19 protein-coding genes are annotated in these 18,266 nt (G+C 54.7%); 16 read left to right on the forward strand and 3 right to left on the reverse strand.

What is annotated here, in order from left to right:
* The first annotated feature begins 210 nt into the window (after positions 1-210).
* Positions 211-1,494, forward strand: a complete 1,284-nt coding sequence (gene hemL, locus ACMTNU_RS18035; protein ID WP_413936689.1) for a glutamate-1-semialdehyde 2,1-aminomutase — start codon at positions 211-213, stop codon at positions 1,492-1,494.
* Positions 1,495-1,618: 124 nt separating this feature from the next.
* On the opposite strand, the gene ACMTNU_RS18040 is transcribed toward hemL, so the two are convergent.
* Positions 1,619-1,849 (reverse strand): hypothetical protein, encoded by a 231-nt coding sequence (locus ACMTNU_RS18040; RefSeq protein ID WP_413936690.1) that lies wholly within the window; start codon positions 1,847-1,849, stop codon positions 1,619-1,621.
* A gap of 163 nt (positions 1,850-2,012) precedes the next feature.
* Here ACMTNU_RS18040 and ACMTNU_RS18045 point away from each other — a divergent pair, with 163 nt between their 5' ends.
* The 12 genes from ACMTNU_RS18045 to ACMTNU_RS18100 all read left to right on the forward strand — a co-directional run bounded on the left by ACMTNU_RS18045 (position 2,013) and on the right by ACMTNU_RS18100 (position 12,022).
* On the forward strand, positions 2,013-2,591 hold the full coding sequence (locus ACMTNU_RS18045) for a thermonuclease family protein (protein WP_413936691.1): 579 nt from the start codon (positions 2,013-2,015) through the stop codon (positions 2,589-2,591).
* A 70-nt stretch (positions 2,592-2,661) separates the two neighbouring features.
* Positions 2,662-2,970, forward strand: coding sequence for a hypothetical protein (locus tag ACMTNU_RS18050; protein WP_413936692.1), 309 nt, complete (start codon positions 2,662-2,664; stop codon positions 2,968-2,970).
* Between the two features lie 344 nt (positions 2,971-3,314).
* Positions 3,315-3,557 (forward strand): hypothetical protein, encoded by a 243-nt coding sequence (locus ACMTNU_RS18055; RefSeq protein WP_413936693.1) that lies wholly within the window; start codon positions 3,315-3,317, stop codon positions 3,555-3,557.
* A 118-nt stretch (positions 3,558-3,675) separates the two neighbouring features.
* A complete protein-coding gene (locus ACMTNU_RS18060) occupies positions 3,676-3,984 on the forward strand; it encodes a hypothetical protein (protein WP_413936694.1) in 309 nt (102 codons plus the stop codon).
* A gap of 116 nt (positions 3,985-4,100) precedes the next feature.
* On the forward strand, positions 4,101-4,841 hold the full coding sequence (locus ACMTNU_RS18065) for an N-acetylmuramoyl-L-alanine amidase (protein WP_413936695.1): 741 nt from the start codon (positions 4,101-4,103) through the stop codon (positions 4,839-4,841).
* A gap of 16 nt (positions 4,842-4,857) precedes the next feature.
* Positions 4,858-5,511, forward strand: coding sequence for a hypothetical protein (locus ACMTNU_RS18070; RefSeq protein WP_413936696.1), 654 nt, complete (start codon positions 4,858-4,860; stop codon positions 5,509-5,511).
* Positions 5,512-5,744: 233 nt separating this feature from the next.
* Positions 5,745-6,206 (forward strand): hypothetical protein, encoded by a 462-nt coding sequence (locus tag ACMTNU_RS18075; protein ID WP_413936697.1) that lies wholly within the window; start codon positions 5,745-5,747, stop codon positions 6,204-6,206.
* A gap of 335 nt (positions 6,207-6,541) precedes the next feature.
* Complete coding sequence (locus ACMTNU_RS18080; protein ID WP_413936698.1) at positions 6,542-6,718, forward strand: hypothetical protein; 177 nt, start codon at positions 6,542-6,544, stop codon at positions 6,716-6,718.
* Between the two features lie 634 nt (positions 6,719-7,352).
* Positions 7,353-7,679, forward strand: a complete 327-nt coding sequence (locus ACMTNU_RS18085) for a hypothetical protein (RefSeq protein WP_413936699.1) — start codon at positions 7,353-7,355, stop codon at positions 7,677-7,679.
* A 385-nt stretch (positions 7,680-8,064) separates the two neighbouring features.
* Positions 8,065-10,173 carry an OmpA family protein gene (locus tag ACMTNU_RS18090; RefSeq protein WP_413936700.1) on the forward strand — a complete coding sequence of 703 codons (2,109 nt, stop codon included), beginning with the start codon at positions 8,065-8,067 and terminating at the stop codon, positions 10,171-10,173.
* 322 nt (positions 10,174-10,495) lie between these two features.
* Positions 10,496-11,158 (forward strand): hypothetical protein, encoded by a 663-nt coding sequence (locus tag ACMTNU_RS18095; protein WP_413936701.1) that lies wholly within the window; start codon positions 10,496-10,498, stop codon positions 11,156-11,158.
* Between the two features lie 18 nt (positions 11,159-11,176).
* On the forward strand, positions 11,177-12,022 hold the full coding sequence (locus ACMTNU_RS18100) for a methyltransferase domain-containing protein (protein WP_413936702.1): 846 nt from the start codon (positions 11,177-11,179) through the stop codon (positions 12,020-12,022).
* A gap of 73 nt (positions 12,023-12,095) precedes the next feature.
* Here the strand turns inward: ACMTNU_RS18100 and ACMTNU_RS18105 are convergent, their stop codons facing one another.
* Positions 12,096-12,509, reverse strand: a complete 414-nt coding sequence (locus ACMTNU_RS18105) for an acyl-CoA thioesterase (protein ID WP_413936703.1) — start codon at positions 12,507-12,509, stop codon at positions 12,096-12,098.
* 311 nt (positions 12,510-12,820) lie between these two features.
* Here ACMTNU_RS18105 and ACMTNU_RS18110 point away from each other — a divergent pair, with 311 nt between their 5' ends.
* Positions 12,821-13,537, forward strand: coding sequence for an endonuclease/exonuclease/phosphatase family protein (locus tag ACMTNU_RS18110; RefSeq protein WP_413936704.1), 717 nt, complete (start codon positions 12,821-12,823; stop codon positions 13,535-13,537).
* Positions 13,538-14,227: 690 nt separating this feature from the next.
* Here ACMTNU_RS18110 and ACMTNU_RS18115 read toward each other — a convergent pair.
* On the reverse strand, positions 14,228-15,484 hold the full coding sequence (locus ACMTNU_RS18115; RefSeq protein ID WP_413936705.1) for a TIGR02710 family CRISPR-associated CARF protein: 1,257 nt from the start codon (positions 15,482-15,484) through the stop codon (positions 14,228-14,230).
* Between the two features lie 667 nt (positions 15,485-16,151).
* On the opposite strand from ACMTNU_RS18115, the gene ACMTNU_RS18120 reads away from it, so the two are divergent.
* Positions 16,152-17,510, forward strand: coding sequence for an ATP-binding protein (locus ACMTNU_RS18120; RefSeq protein WP_413936706.1), 1,359 nt, complete (start codon positions 16,152-16,154; stop codon positions 17,508-17,510).
* 105 nt (positions 17,511-17,615) lie between these two features.
* Positions 17,616-18,194 (forward strand): SIS domain-containing protein, encoded by a 579-nt coding sequence (locus ACMTNU_RS18125; RefSeq protein WP_413936707.1) that lies wholly within the window; start codon positions 17,616-17,618, stop codon positions 18,192-18,194.
* Positions 18,195-18,266 lie beyond the last annotated feature (72 nt).

The raw sequence follows: 18,266 nt of genomic DNA on the forward strand, positions 1-18,266 counted from the left end.
CGGCGCCCTGCTCTCACCCCCACCCTCCCAGGTGGGGAACTCCCGCGCAATTAGATCTTACGATCGAAAGGCTGTGCCTTCTGCTGTATCCAAATTGATAAGAAGTGCATCCGATCGACACTTTTTGGTCCTTGAGGAACCGATACCCGATGACGCAACCACCGGTTTCTTGACCGACTCTCATCCTCCATGGTAGGGTGCGCCCCCATTATGAAGACATCCCGGTCCGCCAAACTCTTTACAGAAGCCCAACAGCTGATCCCCGGCGGCGTCAACAGCCCCGTTCGCGCGTTCCGCTCGGTGGGAGGACAGCCGCGCTTCATCGCGCGTGCGAAAGGATCGCGCCTCTACGATGTGGATAAGAATGTCTACATCGATTACGTGCTGTCCTGGGGGCCGATGATCCTGGGACATGCCCATTCAGCGGTCATTGCCTCGATCAAGAAGGCGGCCGGGCAAGGCACCAGTTACGGAGCACCGACGGAATTGGAAGTCGCACTCGCAAAAGAAATTCGCCACGCATTCCCATCGATGGAAAAACTCCGGCTGGTCAGCTCAGGAACCGAAGCAGTCATGAGTGCCATTCGTGTCGCTCGAGGGTTCACTCAACGCACGGGAATCATCAAGTTCGAAGGGTGCTACCACGGACACAGCGACTATTTGTTGGCAAAGGCCGGTTCGGGTCTGGCAACATTGGGGATTCCGGACTCACCGGGGGTGCCGGATGATTTTGCGAAACACACCCTGACCGCACCCTATAATGACATTCGGACTGTTCAACAACTCATCAAAGCCAATCACAAGCAACTCGCCTGCATCATTATCGAGCCGATCGCGGGCAACATGGGTGTCGTACCGCCCGCACCGGACTTTCTGCCGGCACTTCGACAACTGACCGCCGAGCACGGCATCTTATTAATTTTTGACGAAGTCATTTCAGGCTTTCGCGTGAATTATGGCGGAGCACAAGCCCTCTATGGCATCAAACCTGACCTGACAGTGCTCGGGAAAATCATCGGGGGAGGACTGCCCGTCGGTGCCTACGGCGGACGGAAAGAGATCATGGATCTCATCGCACCGGTTGGACCAGTCTACCAAGCAGGAACCCTCTCGGGAAATCCCCTGGCGGTCTCAGCCGGATTGGCGACGCTGAAGCAACTACGAGGGAAGGGAGTCTATAAGCAGTTAGAGCAACGATCCGTGACCCTTGCCAAGGGCATCGGTGAAGCCGCAAAGCGGGCCGGAGTCCCCGTGACGCAAACACGCGTCGGATCGATGCTGACGACTTTCTTTACCCCAGGCCCTGTGGTGGACTGGAGCACGGCAAAGCAATCTGATACGAAACGGTACGGCCAGTTTTTTCACCACATGTTGGAGCAGGGTGTCTATCTTGCGCCATCCCAGTTCGAAGCAGCGTTCCTTTCTACTGCCCATAGCAATCAGGACATCGAGAAAACCATCCGCGCTGCACACTCCGCGTTCAAGAAACTCTAAGCAAGCCGCTCGTGAAGCCCGCTTCGCCAGCTCAGCGAAGCGAGCGTCGTTCGTATCTTGTCAGATACATCGTTATCTATTTAGATACAGTTCGCGCTTAACCGTTTCTTCTCTTCACGTTCGTCTATTCGTCATCCTCATCTTCTGCTTCCAGGGCTTCTTGCCGCTTCTGCTCTTCCATGGCGTTGTGGAGCAGCATGCGGACAAACATTGAATACAACGACCCTTTTTCCAATGTCCCCCCGGGCGGAATGGCAATTTTCCCTTCCTTAATCATGCGATCCATCCAGGCTTTCTGATCCGGGGCGATCAGCATTGGAATTTCTATCAACCCCACCCGTCCCATCATATCCATGGCATATACCTCCGTGAATCGTGAAGCGTCGTTCGTCTCTCGCAGGAATATCGATGTATCTCAACGAGATACGGCTGCATTGCACCATGCCGTTTTAACCATTGTCAATTGGTTCGAATCTGGCACAACACCTGCTTCATATCAACACATCATGAAGCCGCATGTGATTCTGACTATCTCGGTGCTGATTGGCTGGTGGTCTCTCCAGCTATCATCGGACGCCTCCGCAGCGCGGCTTGAACAGTCCGACCTTGGATCAACCCTGAACCAGCACTGTGACCTCTGCTGGTACCCATCGCCGGACGAAGACCGTTCTGATCGCCTCCCCACCTACAAACAGCCACGGCATAAACGCCCGCCGGACAGCCGCCCACAACGCTATCCCAAAGGGCGGTACAAGCTGGGGGCCGGCCACAAATCTTCTAGTCGGCTCTCTACACTTCGATCCAGCACGGGACACGAGATGAGACTGCTGAGCACCCTGCAAGTGCGGGCAGTCGATGGGGACACCATTCGTGTCGGAAGCGAGCGCATCAGACTACGCGGCATCGATACACCAGAGATGAATGAGCCGGCGGGGCCAGCTGCCAAACAACGGTTGGAGGAGCTCTTGCGCAGTGGCTCTCTTCGGATCGTACCCCAGGGGCGTGACGTCTACCATCGCCTCGTCGCCGATGTGTTTGTGAATGGACAGAATGTCGCCGATATTCTCCGACGTGAAGGCCTGTCGAAAACAGGATAGCTAGTATCAGCATGACTCAAGAGCGAGCTTGACCGGGAGTGAACATGGCTTTTTGCCCAGGAGCAGTCCGATGAAACCTCTCAGCCCAAACAAAGTCCTTTCGAAAGTGGGTGTAACCCTTATCACGAGGCACGGACTCTGGCTGTTGACCTCCAACCGTGAGATCTTTGTGTCGTTCATCGATTTTCCTCAATTTCGAAACGTCCCTTCCATAAAGCTCACGCATGTGGCACAACTCCATTCCGACATTCTGTACTGGCCGGATCTGCATATTGAGATCCCCGTTAAACAGGTACGATGCTTCCCGCTCATAGGTGTGAAACCGCACCCACCCAGCCGATCCGGACGACAAACCAAGGCAAGATCCGTCACTGTCTAGAGACAGCCTCTTACCCACCTCCACCCCCATGAATCTTTTTAGATTCACTGGATCGGATAAGATACGCATGCAAGCCCTATTACGTAGACCTGCCCGCTGATAACTCTTTGAAATATTGATAGGCCTCAAGAATGTACCGAGGCATGGTTCATGCGAGGTGCAGACTCAACGTTACATCCCGTTCATGGCGTCATGATTTATGCGCCGGCGCGATGAGCCGTAACAGAATGACCTCTTTCCGAAATATCCAATGAACGGTAACCGGTCTGTTGGAAGGCTTCATCATGACAAATGCGGCATCACCAGATCGAGGGCTACCAAGCGCGCACACGAAGGAGACTCCCATGTTCATACTTAAAAACAAGTTCGCCCAGCAGGTATCAGCAGCCATCACCCTCGCGTTCGTCCTTGGCGCACTCTCGATGATCTGGCCTGCAATCATCGCCGTGTTTCTCGGTATCCTCCTGCTGCTTCAATCGTTCGGCACCGAACCGGAGATCGCAAGACTGTCTTGGTCCGATATAGACAACGTATCGATTGTCATCGGCGCCTTTCGGCGCCCCGGCCTTCCGGCGGTTCTCTCGTGACGGGTCGAAGAAAGCGTCTCCTTGAGGGCATTCACCGTACGGGCTGAATCATGTTGGAACCAGCAGGGTCTACGGGCACTGCAGAAGTGAACACTGTTGAGAGAGTAGGAGTGCCAAGATGAATGTGAAAGGGTTTATTCTCGAAGATGACCAGGGCAGGGAATTCGTGATGGGATGTGAACGACCCTATGCCCAACTTGGGCGGACGTTTCTGCTCCGAGGATGGCAGCGGCGACGGCTGATTCCTTTACAATATTCAGAACGAGAAGCTCGTCATATCGTGGGAGAGGCTTTGATGGCACTCGACGATTTGTTCACGGCGCTCCTCCGGCGATGCCACGACCAGCCCCTCACCGCCGAGATCGAAGAAGAAGTCACGGGAATCAGGAGACTTCCTATGAAGACAGCGTACCGTTACAAAGCATGAGCAACCGTTCATATCGCGGCTTCTTGACCCACGACTCCCGGCTGAGATTAGAATGAGACCAGGCATCTTCCCGGTCCAAAGGCTGTCGACCGAGAAACGCATGAAGGAGGCAATTCATGGCTATTCAGTGGATCGGAAGCCCCAACAAAGACAAAGGACGAGAAGGGTACAGACCGGAAGCCATCGTCATCCATATTATGGAGGGCACACTCAAGGGGACTGATGCCTGGTTCTCGAATGAGGAATCAGGTGTGTCCGCCCACTATGGAATCGGGAAAACCGGCGAGATCCATCAATATGTGGGGGAAAGCGATCGAGCGTGGCACGCAGGCCGCCTCGTTTCTCCTACGTGGCGACTATTGAAAGCCGAGGTCAACCCCAATTGGTATACGATCGGAATCGAGCACGAGGGAACAGAGAATACGCCCTGGTCAGATGCGCTGTACAGGGCCAGCGCCGGCTTGATTGAAACCATTTGCCGACGATGGGCGATCCCCTGCGATCGCGATCATATCATCGGCCACCGTGAGATCCGTGCCGACAAAACGTGTCCTGGTCTGGAGGTGGATCTCGACAAGCTCGTCGACATGGCCAATGACATCCACCAGAGTCCGGCCACATTTAATTTTGTGAGAAAACCGGGTATCGTACAGACTCGCGTCGACCTCAACATCCGCGAAAAAGCTCCGACCTCCGCAGCTCCCCTTGTCCGCACGGTCAAGGGCGGAAGGAAACTGCCGTATCAAGGCTGGACAAGTAATGGACTCACCGTCAACGGCAATGCCCATTGGTACAAAGACGCCGACGGGAACTACTTCTGGGCCGGTGCCACAGCGCAACCTATCCCTGGCCTCTGAGCAACGCGCCCGTCCGATGGCCCATTGTCGCGGGAGGTGGTCTTCTGCCGTCAGCCTCGTATTCACCGGCTGCTTGTTGTCAACCTGCAGCCCGGTTCTTCCGGTCAATCCCTCATCCGTGACGCTGTCCCCTGATCAGCAAGCCCTTGTGATCACCTCCGGTGATCCAGCAATCCCCGATCGGTTCACGCTGAAACACCTACCGGCTGAATCCGCAATTGCGCCCGGCCTGTATTTCCGTCCAAAGCGATTCGGCCTTGTGCGGGTATCACCAGATGGGCGACTTGCAGCATTTTCCACGGTGGACCACCACACGCTCGTGGGGCTCTTAGACCTCGCCACGATGGCGCCAAGGGAGATCGACGTCATCACGGAGGGAGAAGTCCTGACTTTTCATTGGGCACCCGACAGTCATCTACTTGTCTACGATTACCTGCCGGCAAACGGATATCACCGCGTACGGGGCTATGATGTTCAATCCGGCGAGAGATTGGTCGTACCCCGGACCGAGCACCGTGCTTCCATCCAGCTGACCTTTGAACAATGGGGATCGCAGCCACGCGAGGTCATCGTCGGTATGAAAGAGCAACACAGTGACGAACCCCAGACCATCACCGTCAGCCTGATCGCAAGCCCACAGCTCGCCCCACTCCCCAAGCCGAGGCAGTAGCACCGCACAATCCTGTGCGGTCCGCCCTCACGAGGAGGAACCATAGAGATCGTGAGCCATTCCCAACAACATCCCTGCTGCGGCGAAGGGGCTCAGGGTTCACCCCGTTCGTGGAGTCACCCGTAGACAGCCATTGATCGGACGGCATCGTGGGACTACAATTCCATCCAATGGTTCGTCCTGTGTCAGTGATAGTGAAAGCCGTTGACCTCATTTTTTTAAGGACAGGCAATATGAGACTGCGACCGTTCATCATCCTATGCGGACTGCTGATCACATCCCCGGGGCATGCCGAAAGTCCTATGGCAGCTCAAGTCTGTAGCCTGCTCTCATCCCCAAAGTTGGCTGCGGTCCAGTCCAGAATGGGGACCGGTGAAGGGTGTGCCTGGCAATGGCCCAACGGCCAGGCGCTGTCGATCTACGTGCACCTTGAGCTACAAAGTGAAACCACGGCAGGGATCAAGGAAGTGATGGAGCCCTACCTGCAGAATCCAGCCTTCAAACGAACCGCCTTCCCGGTTTGCACGGGAGGGGACATGGTCGTCGGTGATTTTCGAAACGGTAAAGGCCCCGGGGGAACCGGCTATACCCAATGTTCTGGCTTCGTCCTGACGTTCAGCTTTCAAGGTGCAGAAGCCCAAGGCCATTTACCCGGCATCGCCAAAAAGCTCGCCGGCACGGTCCTCGCCCGCTGACGAGATGATTCTGGAGACCACTCACACAGGGGAAACTCCCCCTGTTCCGTCAAGGAGCAGCAGAGGAACACACGGATGAAACCCGCTGCCATCGATTTCCTCAGCCTAGGAGCCTGTCCGACATTGCCATTCGTGACGAGGCGAAGGATGTGCGGCCGGATGCGAGGCCGCAGGCCCGGAAGAACCGGAGGCGTATTCGCTGGGATACGTTGAGGATTGTTCTGGGCCGAGAACGACGCAGATGGTCACAGATCGTTCGCCGCAGTAGAAAGGTCAATGTCGGACAGGCTCCGAGAGAAACCAGCCCTCACACTGAGCCATGAAAGGAGCAGATCATGAAGAATGTCGAAATGAGCGTTGAAGGGACCGTCTTAACCATCAAAGTGGATCTTTCGAAAGAGTTCGGCCCATCTTCAACAGGTAAAACAACCATTGTCGCGTCAACGGAAGGCAACGTCACCATCCCAGATCGGCAAGAGAAAATCGGGCTCAATGTGTACCGAAAAAAGTAGGATCGATTGAGCCGTCTAGCCCTATCGGTTCCATCGAATGGAAGGCCGCCTGTCTTTCGACAGGCTCTTGACAGATCGGAAGTTGGCACTGGGTAGGCACAAGAGACCAGCAATCCCCAAAAATCCAGCTATCCTGTGGATAGCCTCAAGAATGGTTGCATTCGCTCGCCTTACCCAAGAGTAGCCGGCATGACCTAACACCCACATCTAGGAATGCGCGAAAATCACCGCAAGGACCACCGAAACCACAATTAGTTGTAGTATCCCTCATCCCGTGCGGATGCCCAATAAATAGGCAAGGTGATAGATCACCATACCGCGAGCGTGATCTTTCCCCAAAAGTCATAGGGTATCCACAGCTTTATCCACAGAACGTGGGGACTATGCTTTGAGACCTTCGTGGTATGCAAGGAAGTACCGGATTAAGGGCCACATCCTTCACTGCGCCCGGCAACGGTCTTTCTTCCTTGACTCTCTCCCGACCTTTCTCTGACAATCACCTGGGATCTCTCACGGTGTGCGATTCACCCCTCTCAGGAGAGTCCCTTCCAAACCAAGCCCCGAGCCGCCATCCCTCGTGGCGCACTCGGGCGATGGGTTTCTGTGAACTGTGAAACTCTGTTGAGGTCTCGAGATGAGTGCAGCGGTCAGAGTATTGGGCATCCTCGCTTCACTGTTTCTATCCTCCTGTGCATCACAGACAGATCAGGTATCTGGAGGGGCTGGGCAACTTGGGAAAATCACCGCGAATGGATACACAAAAGAAGGGTGCATGCTGAATCTGAAGCTGGCGTCACGTGAGCAACGCGTCCGTCTGAACCCGGACGATGTCACACTGAATTCCAATATATTCCTCCTGATGTTCCCATTTCTGAATCAAGAAGCCTATCAGTGCACCGGGACGGTCGTTGAGCGCCAGAAACGGTTCACGCCGCGAGACAATCTGTACCCTATCGATTGACCTGGTTGCCTCACGAAGCTGGCCCCTCACATACTCTCTCAATTGAGAGATACTGTTCCAGCCCATCACAGCGCACGAACAATGTCCTGCTGCTCAGGCATAATTTGAGGCCATTGGCGGACGGTCACCCTGAAGCCACGGTCTGAGATATCCTGGCTTGCAATGCAAATCACGAAGACGATAGGATCGCCTTGAGTCTTTCTCTTGTGCATGCACGCATACGCGTACATCTGACACTACGTTCCCATTCGTGTCACGTACGACAATTTGTGATGCCCTCTGGTCTCTTGCGAGACACATCCTGGGTATGACACGTTCCTCTGACCACATTTTGCAATCACCGCACCGTTGGGGGTGAGACATGATCAGGATATTCTTCATTTTCATGCTGGAATTCGTTGCCCTGCTTTCCGGGAATCCTCTGCTTGCTGTGGCCACCGCTTCATCGAGTGTGAGACACACCTTATCTGAGTCACGCCCTGATGGTGCAGACAAGGCTCTGGGTCCTCCTGTCATTCCGTTCTCAACCTCCACAGCCGGAATTGCTCTCGATCCAAACGAACAGACCGCTCTCGTCCAGACTGCCGTAGTTGGAGCAGCCCACAGGCCTTCAGCTGATCCGCGGCAGCAGCTCGTCGCTCAACTGCCGAGGAGGGAGCAGGATTCCACGCCACGAGGACCTTCGGATAAAGAGCTGTCACATGAACTCAGCATCACGCAGAATAGTCTCCAACAGGCGAGACAACGCATCGATGAGTTGGAGCGACAACTTGCGGAAGGCAATCTGGAGAATGCCAAACGACGGATCGGCGAACTGGTCATCCAGCTCCATGCCAAGGAGAGTGAACTCTCCGCCCTGCGAGCCACCGTTCACGAAAACTCCAAAAAGTTTCGAGAAGACCTTGCGGCACAAACTGAAGACCTCGCCCAAGCCAAGCGTCGGCTCGCCGAAGTCGAACAGCAGATGGCAGCTACGGGGAAGGGGCAGGAATTGGCGCAGGCCAAACGCCGGGTCACCGACCTTGAACAACAGCTGACAAAAAAAGAGCAGGACCTGACCCAAACGAAGCGCCGGGTACTCGAAGCCGAACAACAGATGGCCGGAAAGGAGCAGGACCTCGCCCAACTTAAACGACGTGTCGCTGAGATCGAACAACAGAGCGTTGGGAAAGACTACGAATCCACCCAGGCCAAGCGCCGGGCGACCGAGTTTGAGCAACAACTGGTCGGGAAGGAGCAGGACCTGACCCAGGCGAAACGCCGGACCACCGAAGCGGAACAACAGATCGCCGGGAAAGAACAGGAACTGGTGCAGGCCAAACGCCGTATTGCCGACCTCGAGCAGCAGATGGCGGCGAAAGAGCAGGAGTCAGCCCAGGCCAAGCGCAGAGCTGCCGAAGCGGAACAGCAGACGGCAGGGAAGATGCCGGACTCAGCTCAATCCAAGCGACGGGTCGCCGACCTCGAACAACTGTTAGCCGGGAAAGAATATGAGTCCGCGCAAGCCAAACGTCGGGCGACGGAATTGGAGCAGCAGACCGCTGCAAAGGAGCAAGAACTGACCCAGACCAAACGCCGCATCGCGGAACTCGAACAACAGACGGCTGGGAAAGAGCAGGACCCCGCACAGATCAAACGCCGTCTGACCGAACTCGAACAGCAGATGCTGGGCAAAGAACAAGAGCTGGTGCAGATCAGGGACAATCTGAAACAAGTCACACAAAAGTATGCGGATCTTGGTCCGATGTTGATGGACCGGGATGCCGAGATTGCACGCACGAAACGGTTACTGGAAGATCTCGAACGGAGCTTGCCGAAACCAGATGAAGGCCTCCCCTCTCTGGAAGTGAGTCCGGCCGCTACGAATATGGCCGGCGAGCTTCCCCCCGATGCCAATCTGTCGGTGACCGACCTCCCCATTCCCGGTACGTCTGCTGGAGAAGGGACTGACGCCGGAAGCCTCGATCTGACCAAGATCGGCGAAGCGCTTTCCGGCTCACTGGGAGAGGAGTTGAAGCGAGGCACAGTGGTCCTGCGACAGGAGCGGACTGCCCTGACACTCGCGTTGGTCAGCAGTGAGTTATTCCCTCCTGGGGAAGCCACCGTCACACCGAGCGGCAACTCATTGATCGGACAGATCGGAGCGGTCCTCCAGAAATTTCGTTATCGGCACATCGAAGTGACCGCCCATACCGACACCAAACCGATCCGCAACGATGCACGAAAGCTGTTTCGAGACAACCTTGAGCTCTCACGCGCCCGCGTCGAGCAGGCCAGTCAAGCTCTGATCAATAGTGGGGTTGATGCCGATCGTGTGAAGGCTGTCGTGTATACGGCAGCGAAGTCACTGGACAACGACGAAAGCCGAAACAGGAACCGACGAATCGAAATCGTGGTGAGTACCTCCTTAGCAGCACATTCACCTCAGGGAAAACTACAACCGGGCAAGAAGCCACCCCAGTCCATTTCACTGAGTTCGCCCCGTCGGCCATAACTCCTGCAGGAACCACCACTACACGGTTCCCTCAGATGCTCCTATCGGTAGAGTCGTGCACCGACCGGCGCGATCAGTCGGGGGCCAACACCCCCGATACAAGCCTTCACCGCCCGCTCTCTTCCTACCAGTTGAGATCAACACACCCTGCCAAACACGAAGCCACCCAAAGATTGAGTGCCGCTTGACAGAAGCATCCGTCATAAGGATAGTACCGTCATTTTCTTGAATGAAATCGCCGGCACTGCCGTGAGCAGGGCCAGTGGCGCTGCCCTGTGGCCGATGATGGTGCCGTCAATATTATTCCTCCACGCAACACGGCATGGACTATCACGCTGAGATTCCTACGACGCCGGAGAGTCGAGAACACTCTCGGGTGAGACTGCTCGCCGCCCTCCTCGATACCCATCACGTGACGTTTTACACCGTGATCAGCGTGATTCAGGCCACCTGCTTTGGATTCTTAGTTCTGGTGTGCTTTGAGGAAGGGAAGCACTTTACCCCATCCCAGTGGCTGTTGGCTGCAAACACCTTGATCATCCTCGTCCTGGTCTGGAACGGATTTATTCGTGGATTCGTCATACTGTTGTATGTCCCGAAACTCGCAGACGGCATGATGCCCTTTGCACTTGGTGCCGCCCAGTGTTTTGCCGCCTATTTTGTCGCCCATGGTGCTCGTGGGTGGTATTGGAGTATAGCAACCCTCTGCGTCATCGGTTTTCTGGGGTACATCAACGCTGAGGTGAATGCCAAACTGAATCCAACGGAAAACGCACACATCATGGTGTTCTACGGCAAGCATCTGCGTCTGCTCCAGATCTCATCGCTCTTCTTGGCCGTCCTTTGTGCGGTCATCGCCTACACCTCGAATTGGTCGGAGGAGACCTTGGGCTGGCTGTCACTCCCGCTGATGATCGGATATGCCATCGGCGAGGAAGTAATGTGGATACGGCTGGAACGATTTGCACGGGGAAGCAGCGCATAAACATCTGAAACGCGCCGAATGTCGGATCATCAAGACAGTGCGAAGAACACCCACAGGTCTCCCGGCTATCGTCTTTCGGCAGTCGGCCGTCAACAAGTCGAAGATGAGCGGCTTACCCTTCTCGAAGAGATCTTCGACCCACTGTCTCGTCAACGACGCGCCTTAGTCCAACCAGGATGGCGGTGCCTCGAAGTGGGTGCCGGCCGTGGATCCATGGCGAGGTGGCTGGCCCAGCAAGTTGGCGAACAAGGACGAGTCGTGGCCACCGATGTCGACACCACCTACCTTGAGCGCCTCACTATCCCAAACCTCGACATACGCCGGCACAACATTCTGAGCGATCCCTTGGACGAGCTTGGGCCCGGTTCATTTGACCTGGTCTGTGCTCGCCTCCTGCTCTTTTGGCTCGCGGGCAATCAGGAGAACGCCATCCGTCGCATGGTGGAATGTTTACGGCCAGGGGGATGGCTGATTGACGAGGACGGTGATTGGGGGTTGGTCGCCCCTGTTGATCCCGCTCATCTTCACTACGAGCTGTATCATCGTGCCTGGAAGAATGGCGACTGGTGGAGCGTACGTGGGTACGACCCAACATTTGGACGGAAACTTCCGGCATTGTTTGAGCGCTGTGGTTTAGTCAATCTCCGCCACAAGGCAAGTGCATCGGTTGTCAGAAGCGAGAGCCCATGGGGACAGTGGTGGCGACAAAGCCTGGAGGGAATCCGTGCATCGGAACAGACTGACGGGAGCCTCACCGAGGAACGAGCCAAGGAATACGACGCGCTTATCACCCCACTGAATGACCCATCCTGTTGGTTGATGACAGCACCCATCCACGCCTGCTGGGGCCAACGAAACTTCTGAGTACTCCAGGGATTCACGGAGGTTTTAGAAGCAATAGGGTGAATCTCTTCGACCGTGCGGAGAAGAACGAAGTTCATGAAGAGAGAGATTCAGTGGAAGGCAGCGCTGGCTGAAGCGTGGCGACCAAACCTTTGTCCAGACGTGTGACTTTGCCGTTCTTGTCCGTCGCCGCCAAACGAGCCGAACCTTTCACGACGACACGCCCCGTCACCTTCTCACGTATGACATGGGAAAAGGTCAATGCCGCCCGAGTCACCTCGCCGACTGCCGTTTCAATGACCAGCGTGTCTCCATACCGACCAGGTGAGCAATAGTCCACTTCTGCCCGTACGACAACAAAAATGACGCCCTGCTCCATCAAGGCAGCTACCGAATGCCCACGCAGTTCAAGGTATTCGGTACGGGCCCGCTCAAAATATTTCAGATAATTGGCGTAATAGACGACTCCGCCGCAGTCGGTGTCTTCGTAATATATCTTTATTTCCAACTAGCTACCTTGCGCTTGTCGCAATTAACGGTGAGTTGATGGTGATGTTTTCTAATATTGCTTCCGATCTGATACCCCTTATACGCGTCAAAAACAAGGCAGAATTGTAGCAGAGTCCTCTTGGCGATGACATTCCCGCTTGCGCCCCACAGTGGAACTTCGGTAAAGATGATCCCCCCAGCATTACGGAAAGCACCTGATGGGAAAGAAATTGGAGTAGTCTGGTGAAGATGATCAGCCAAGGCAAAGCAGTTATCGCCGCATGAGAGGGAAGAGCAAGCAGCATCAACCTACTTGAGTTTTGGCGCCATATGAAAATTGTCACATGGAATTGCAACGGTGGATTCCGCAATAAGTTTCAGAAAATAGTTACACTTGAGGCTGATATTTATGTGATCCAAGAGTGTGAGAGTCCCGAACACTCGAAAGGGGAATATAGGGAATGGGCAGAAAACTATCTATGGGTTGGGGAAAGTAAGCACAAAGGGTTGGGCATATTCGCATCTCGCCCTGTGAAAATTCAGCGACTCAATTGGGAAAGCAATGAGTTGCAGTTGTTTTTGCCCATCACTGTCAATAGCCAGTTCACTCTCGTCGGAGTTTGGACAAAACATGGCAATCTGCGAACTTTTCGCCACATTGGGCAGCTCTGGAAGTACCTAGAACTTCACAAAGGCAAAATGGCGGCAAGGTCCACAGTACTCTGCGGAGACCTGAACAGCAATAAGGTCTGGGACCTCAACCATGACCGGCGGTGGAATCATAGTGCCGTTGTAAGAGAGCTAAGCACTATAAATCTGGTGAGCCTATACCACGCAGCAACAGGTGAAGAACAGGGCGCTGAATCTATTCCAACCTTTTATCAGCATAGAAATCTCCGAAAGCCATATCACATAGACTATGCCTTCTCATCAAGAGACATATGCAATATTCAAAGCACTACGGTGTCAGTTGGTCGCCACACTGAATGGTTAGAGTTCAGTGACCATATGCCACTTACATTCACAATTACTTGCGAATTGGTTTAGCTGACTCCCAAGGCAAAGCAGTTATAGTCACCTGAGAGACAGAACAAGAATGCTCAGCTACTTATTACAGAACTCGTTCTGCAATTCAGTCATTCGCCATGAGATATTGTGAGGGGGTAGATGCAAAAAGTGGAATCTCGAAAATCTGACAAATCCGCACGAGGCAATGCCAGTCAATTCTTCGTTGCCGGCGAACTGTGTCGTAGGGACCTTGTCGCGTTAGTCACGGTTGGGAATACACCCAACACGGATATTCTGTGTAGCAACAAGGAGGGCACTAAATTTGTTCACATTCAAGTGAAAACCTTTGTGCCTGGAAACAGAACATGTTCTGTTGGTCTAAAATCACAGAAGGATTATGGCAACAACTTCATTTGGGTTCTTGCCGGGATACCACATGCGATACAAAACAAACCATTTGAGTATTATGTAATACCTTCACGTGTTGTTGCTGAGAACGTTTCCAGAGCACACAAGATGTGGCTGTTTTCAGAGGGCAAGAACGGACGAGTTCATAAAGATAGTTCAGTCAGAGTAATTCATCTACCACCGTTCAAGTCATGCTCAGGTTGGTCTATAGAACAATACAGAGATAGATGGGATGTGATTGAAGACCTATTGAAATGAATGGTTATGGCGGTTGCGGTATCACGAGCCACGGAAACAACCGAATGAAACACTACGTTGCATCTAGAGGCTCAGCACGGGGAACTTCGGCAGCGACGACTCCGCAATGCCCGTCAGTCGGAGCACGACCTCATACAGTTGCTGGACTCGCTCGGACTTGATCGGTTCGAACCCATGTCCCAGCACAGCATGATTCGCTGCATCCAATAGCGGCTTCATCTTGGGCCATTCCCGCAAGAACCCCTGCCCTAGTTGGTCACCCAACCCGGCTAAGGCACGGAACTGCGCCTGGAGCGGCAGTTTGTACTTACCGTCGATATCGTCGAGATAACAGGTCCGACAGACTTCTTGAAGAGCAGCCGGCAGTTGTGCGGGCTGCGCATCCCAACTCTTGATCTTGTGTGATTTATACAGACGAACCTGAGCAGATACCTCAAGTGCCCTGATGAGCGCCGCCATGGCTGTCTCAGGGTCATGACGAGCATGGAGTCGTCGACCAGCGCTGGCCAATAAGTCCAGGACCAGCGACTCTTTGACTTCTGCCGGGTCGAGCACGAGTTTTTCGAGAAAACCGGCATTGGCTTTAATGGGAGAGAGAACAGCCTTGAGTCCGGGCGGCCCACCCCAGAGTGACGCCATCTCCAGCGCTTTTGCTGATGTCTTCAACTTTTCCCATGCTTGCCGATAGTGAAACCGCTCCCACAGGTCGTACCCTTCTGCCAAATCCGCAAACGCCCGATAGAGCGGTTTCTGCCCGCCGCTGACCCGTAACTCTACGTCGTGGAAGAGTTTCGCTGCGCCATGAAACAGTCCCCGATTGAACAACTCACACCCTTCACGACGCGCCACTGCCGCCTGTTCATCCCATGGATTGCTCTGCTGCCAGACAAAAGACTTCCCGCTCACTTCAACGAAGTCATCCTCTTGCCCCTCTTGAGTTGGGCTCAATGCCACCACGCGAGAGGTCCAGGGCACGGCCACCAATGTGAGCGCACCGGCCATCGCGGGCTTCGCTCCGCTCAGATCCACAACCAGTTCCCCTGGTTGGATGCCCCAGGTCCGAAACAGTTCCGGAAGTGAGGAAGCGAGCGTCTTGAAGGTCGACGAAAACTCCGTCACATCTTCCAGCACAATCCAATCCCACCGCTTCGGCATCTGATCGATATTCGGCTGGACCGCCGACTCAACCAACGCCTTGCTGCCTTCCGGCAGGACAAAACACAAGGCCTCGGGCTTGAGCCGGTTGATCGAATAGACAGCCGCCGCCGCATCATCGACTAATGCGACCACAAGTGCCTTGATAGGTTGATCTTGCGCCATGGCGCGACGACTATACCACTGGCTCTATGCCCATTCAATTCGATTGACAGGTGCATAACGGTGATCAACGCAAGTATCTGTCACGATTGGCATGCCCTGTCCTCCAAAGATTGGAACAGGAAGCGGTCAATTGAGCCAAGGCGTAGCAGCTTCGAGGGTATCTGACAGTTCTCAAAAAAATGCTGATTGCCAAGCATGGGGAGATCCAGCCGGGAGGCCCAGCGGATCACTGGCTTTCGTGGGCCCATCAACATGCCGATCGTCTTGACCCACTGATCCGTCAGCCGTCCCAATAATAACGCCTATATTGAGTCTCCCGGCCGTTGAGCTGTGGTGATTTCCTGCTTGGAAAGGGGTATTCTTGGCAACACAAATTTCTTCATTCAGAAGCTTGATCCATGGCTATCAAGAAATCCGAACTCTATTCCTCTCTCAGGTCTCGCTACGACCTATTGCGTGGCGGCACATCGATCGGGGTGATGATGCGCGAGGCAGAACATGCCGAAAGCAAGCCAGGCTTCGCGCACAAGACAAATTCCCACTCAAAGAGGCGGACGTGACATTGTACTGGATGGAGTTGTTTTATCAGACAGAATATATGACCGAGCAGAGTTGTGCATCGATTCGTGCGCAATAACTATCCCCTCTCCACTTTCCACCATCAACTATGAAGAAAGAGACCCAGCGCATCGAGTGGAAGGAGTCCTGGAGGGACGAGTGTGTAAAGTGGCTCTGTGGTTTTGCCAATGCCAACGGCGGGGTGCTGGTGATCGGTCGGGATAACGAGGGAAAGGCTGTCGGGGTGAGCCACGCCGGGAAGCTGATGGAAGATCTGCCGAATAAGATCCGCGATGTGTTGGGCATCATGGCGGACGTTCGACTCGTCAAAACGGCGGGGAAGGAATTGGTAGAAATTCGGGTGGAGCCCTATCCCAGCCCGATCAGCTACAAAGGCGTCTACTATATTCGAAGCGGCAGCACCACGCAGGAACTGAAGGGCGCCGCGCTTGAGCAGTTCTTATTGAAGAAACGGGGCCGCCATTGGGATGATGCCCCAGAACCCTCGTTCACCGCACGATCGTGCAGTGCCGCAGCCTTGCGTCTCTTCAAAGCCGGTGCTTCGCAGAGCGGCCGGATGGACCGGTCCGTCTTGCGCGACAGCCGAGAAGTCATTCTCGGGAATCTGGAACTGACAGAGAAGCATGGTTTGAAACGGGCGACGTGTCTCCTGTTTTCACCTAGACCGGAACAGTATGTCAGCGGGGCATGGATCAAGATCGGCTTCTTTGTCACGGACGATGATCTCCGGTATCAAGACGAGGTGCATGGCAGCCTGTTCGAACAGGTGGAGCGCGCGCTGGAACTCCTGCATACGAAGTATCTAAAGGCCTATATCAGCTACCATGGCTTGCAGCGGCGTGAGACCTTCCTCTATCCATACGCCGCTCTGCGGGAAGCCCTGCTGAATGCGGTAGTCCATAAAGATTACAGCGGCGGCGTGCCCATCCAGATCAGCGTGTATGAAGACAAGCTCGTGCTTTGGAACCCCGGTGACCTGCCGGAGCACTGGACGTTGGAAAAACTGCTGGGCAAACATCCGTCCCAACCCTTCAATCCGTTGATCGCCAATGCGTTCTTCCGAGCAGGCTATATCGAGTCCTGGGGACGCGGTATTGAGAAGATCAACCGCGAATGCCGGGAGCACGGGATTGATCCGCCGACCTATGACTTCGGGATGGCAGGGCTGATGCTGACCTTCCGCGCGAATCCTGCGCACCTGCGGGCTTCCGCCTCTGGGGCTGTCCAAGACCGGTTGGGTGAAAAGTTGGGTGAAAAGTTGGGTGAAACCCGTACGGCCATTGTGCAGTCTATGAAAGACAATCCCAGAGTCACTGTATCGGAACTGGCAAAGCGATTACGCTTGAGCACGACGGCCATAGAAAAGAACATTCATCATCTGAAAATGAAGGGATATGTGAAGCGTGTTGGTCCAGCCAAGGGTGGTCATTGGGAGATCGTGCAGTGAACGCGGTCGGCCAACCCGATTCTCGCATAACAACCATGTTGTGCTCACACGACGGATCCCCGCCTTCGTTTGACACACCGTGCCGCCTCGCCTAGAATCTCGCCCATGCAAGCAGTTGTGCTGAACGCATTTGCCGACAGTGCCAATGTCAAACAGCAATTCGCACGCGAGCATGCCGACCGCATCGTGCAGGTCGCACGGCTCATCGCGAATGCGTTCAGCAACGGCAACAAAGTTCTGCTCTTCGGCAACGGCGGAAGCTCCACGGATGCCGCACATATCGCCGCTGAATTTGTGGGTCGATATCGGCGCGACCGAGTGCCGCTCCCCGCGATCGCCTTGGCGACGGATATCGCCGCCATTACCTGCATTGCGAATGACTATGGGTATGAAGAGCTCTTCGCCCGCCAAGTTCGAGCTCATGGCCGCAAGGGCGATATTGCCGTCGGCATCAGTACGAGCGGGAACTCTCCCAATGTCCTGAAAGGCATCACGGCCGCTCGCGAATGCGGACTGATCACCGTGGCCTGGACCGGCGGATCGGGAGGCACGCTCGCCGGACTGGTTGACTACCCGTTTATCGTACCGTCCACGCTGACATCTCGGATCCAGGAAAGTCACATCACGCTGGGCCATGTGCTCTGTGAGCTGATAGAGGATCATCTCCTTGGCAACGCGTCCTAATCGGACATCTCCAACCGGCCGTCCTGCCTTGATTGCTCCGATCAATGTATCGGATCTCAAGACCTATCCATT

The organism is Nitrospira sp. BLG_1 (assembly GCF_047338595.1).
Lineage (GTDB): Bacteria > Nitrospirota > Nitrospiria > Nitrospirales > Nitrospiraceae > Nitrospira_D.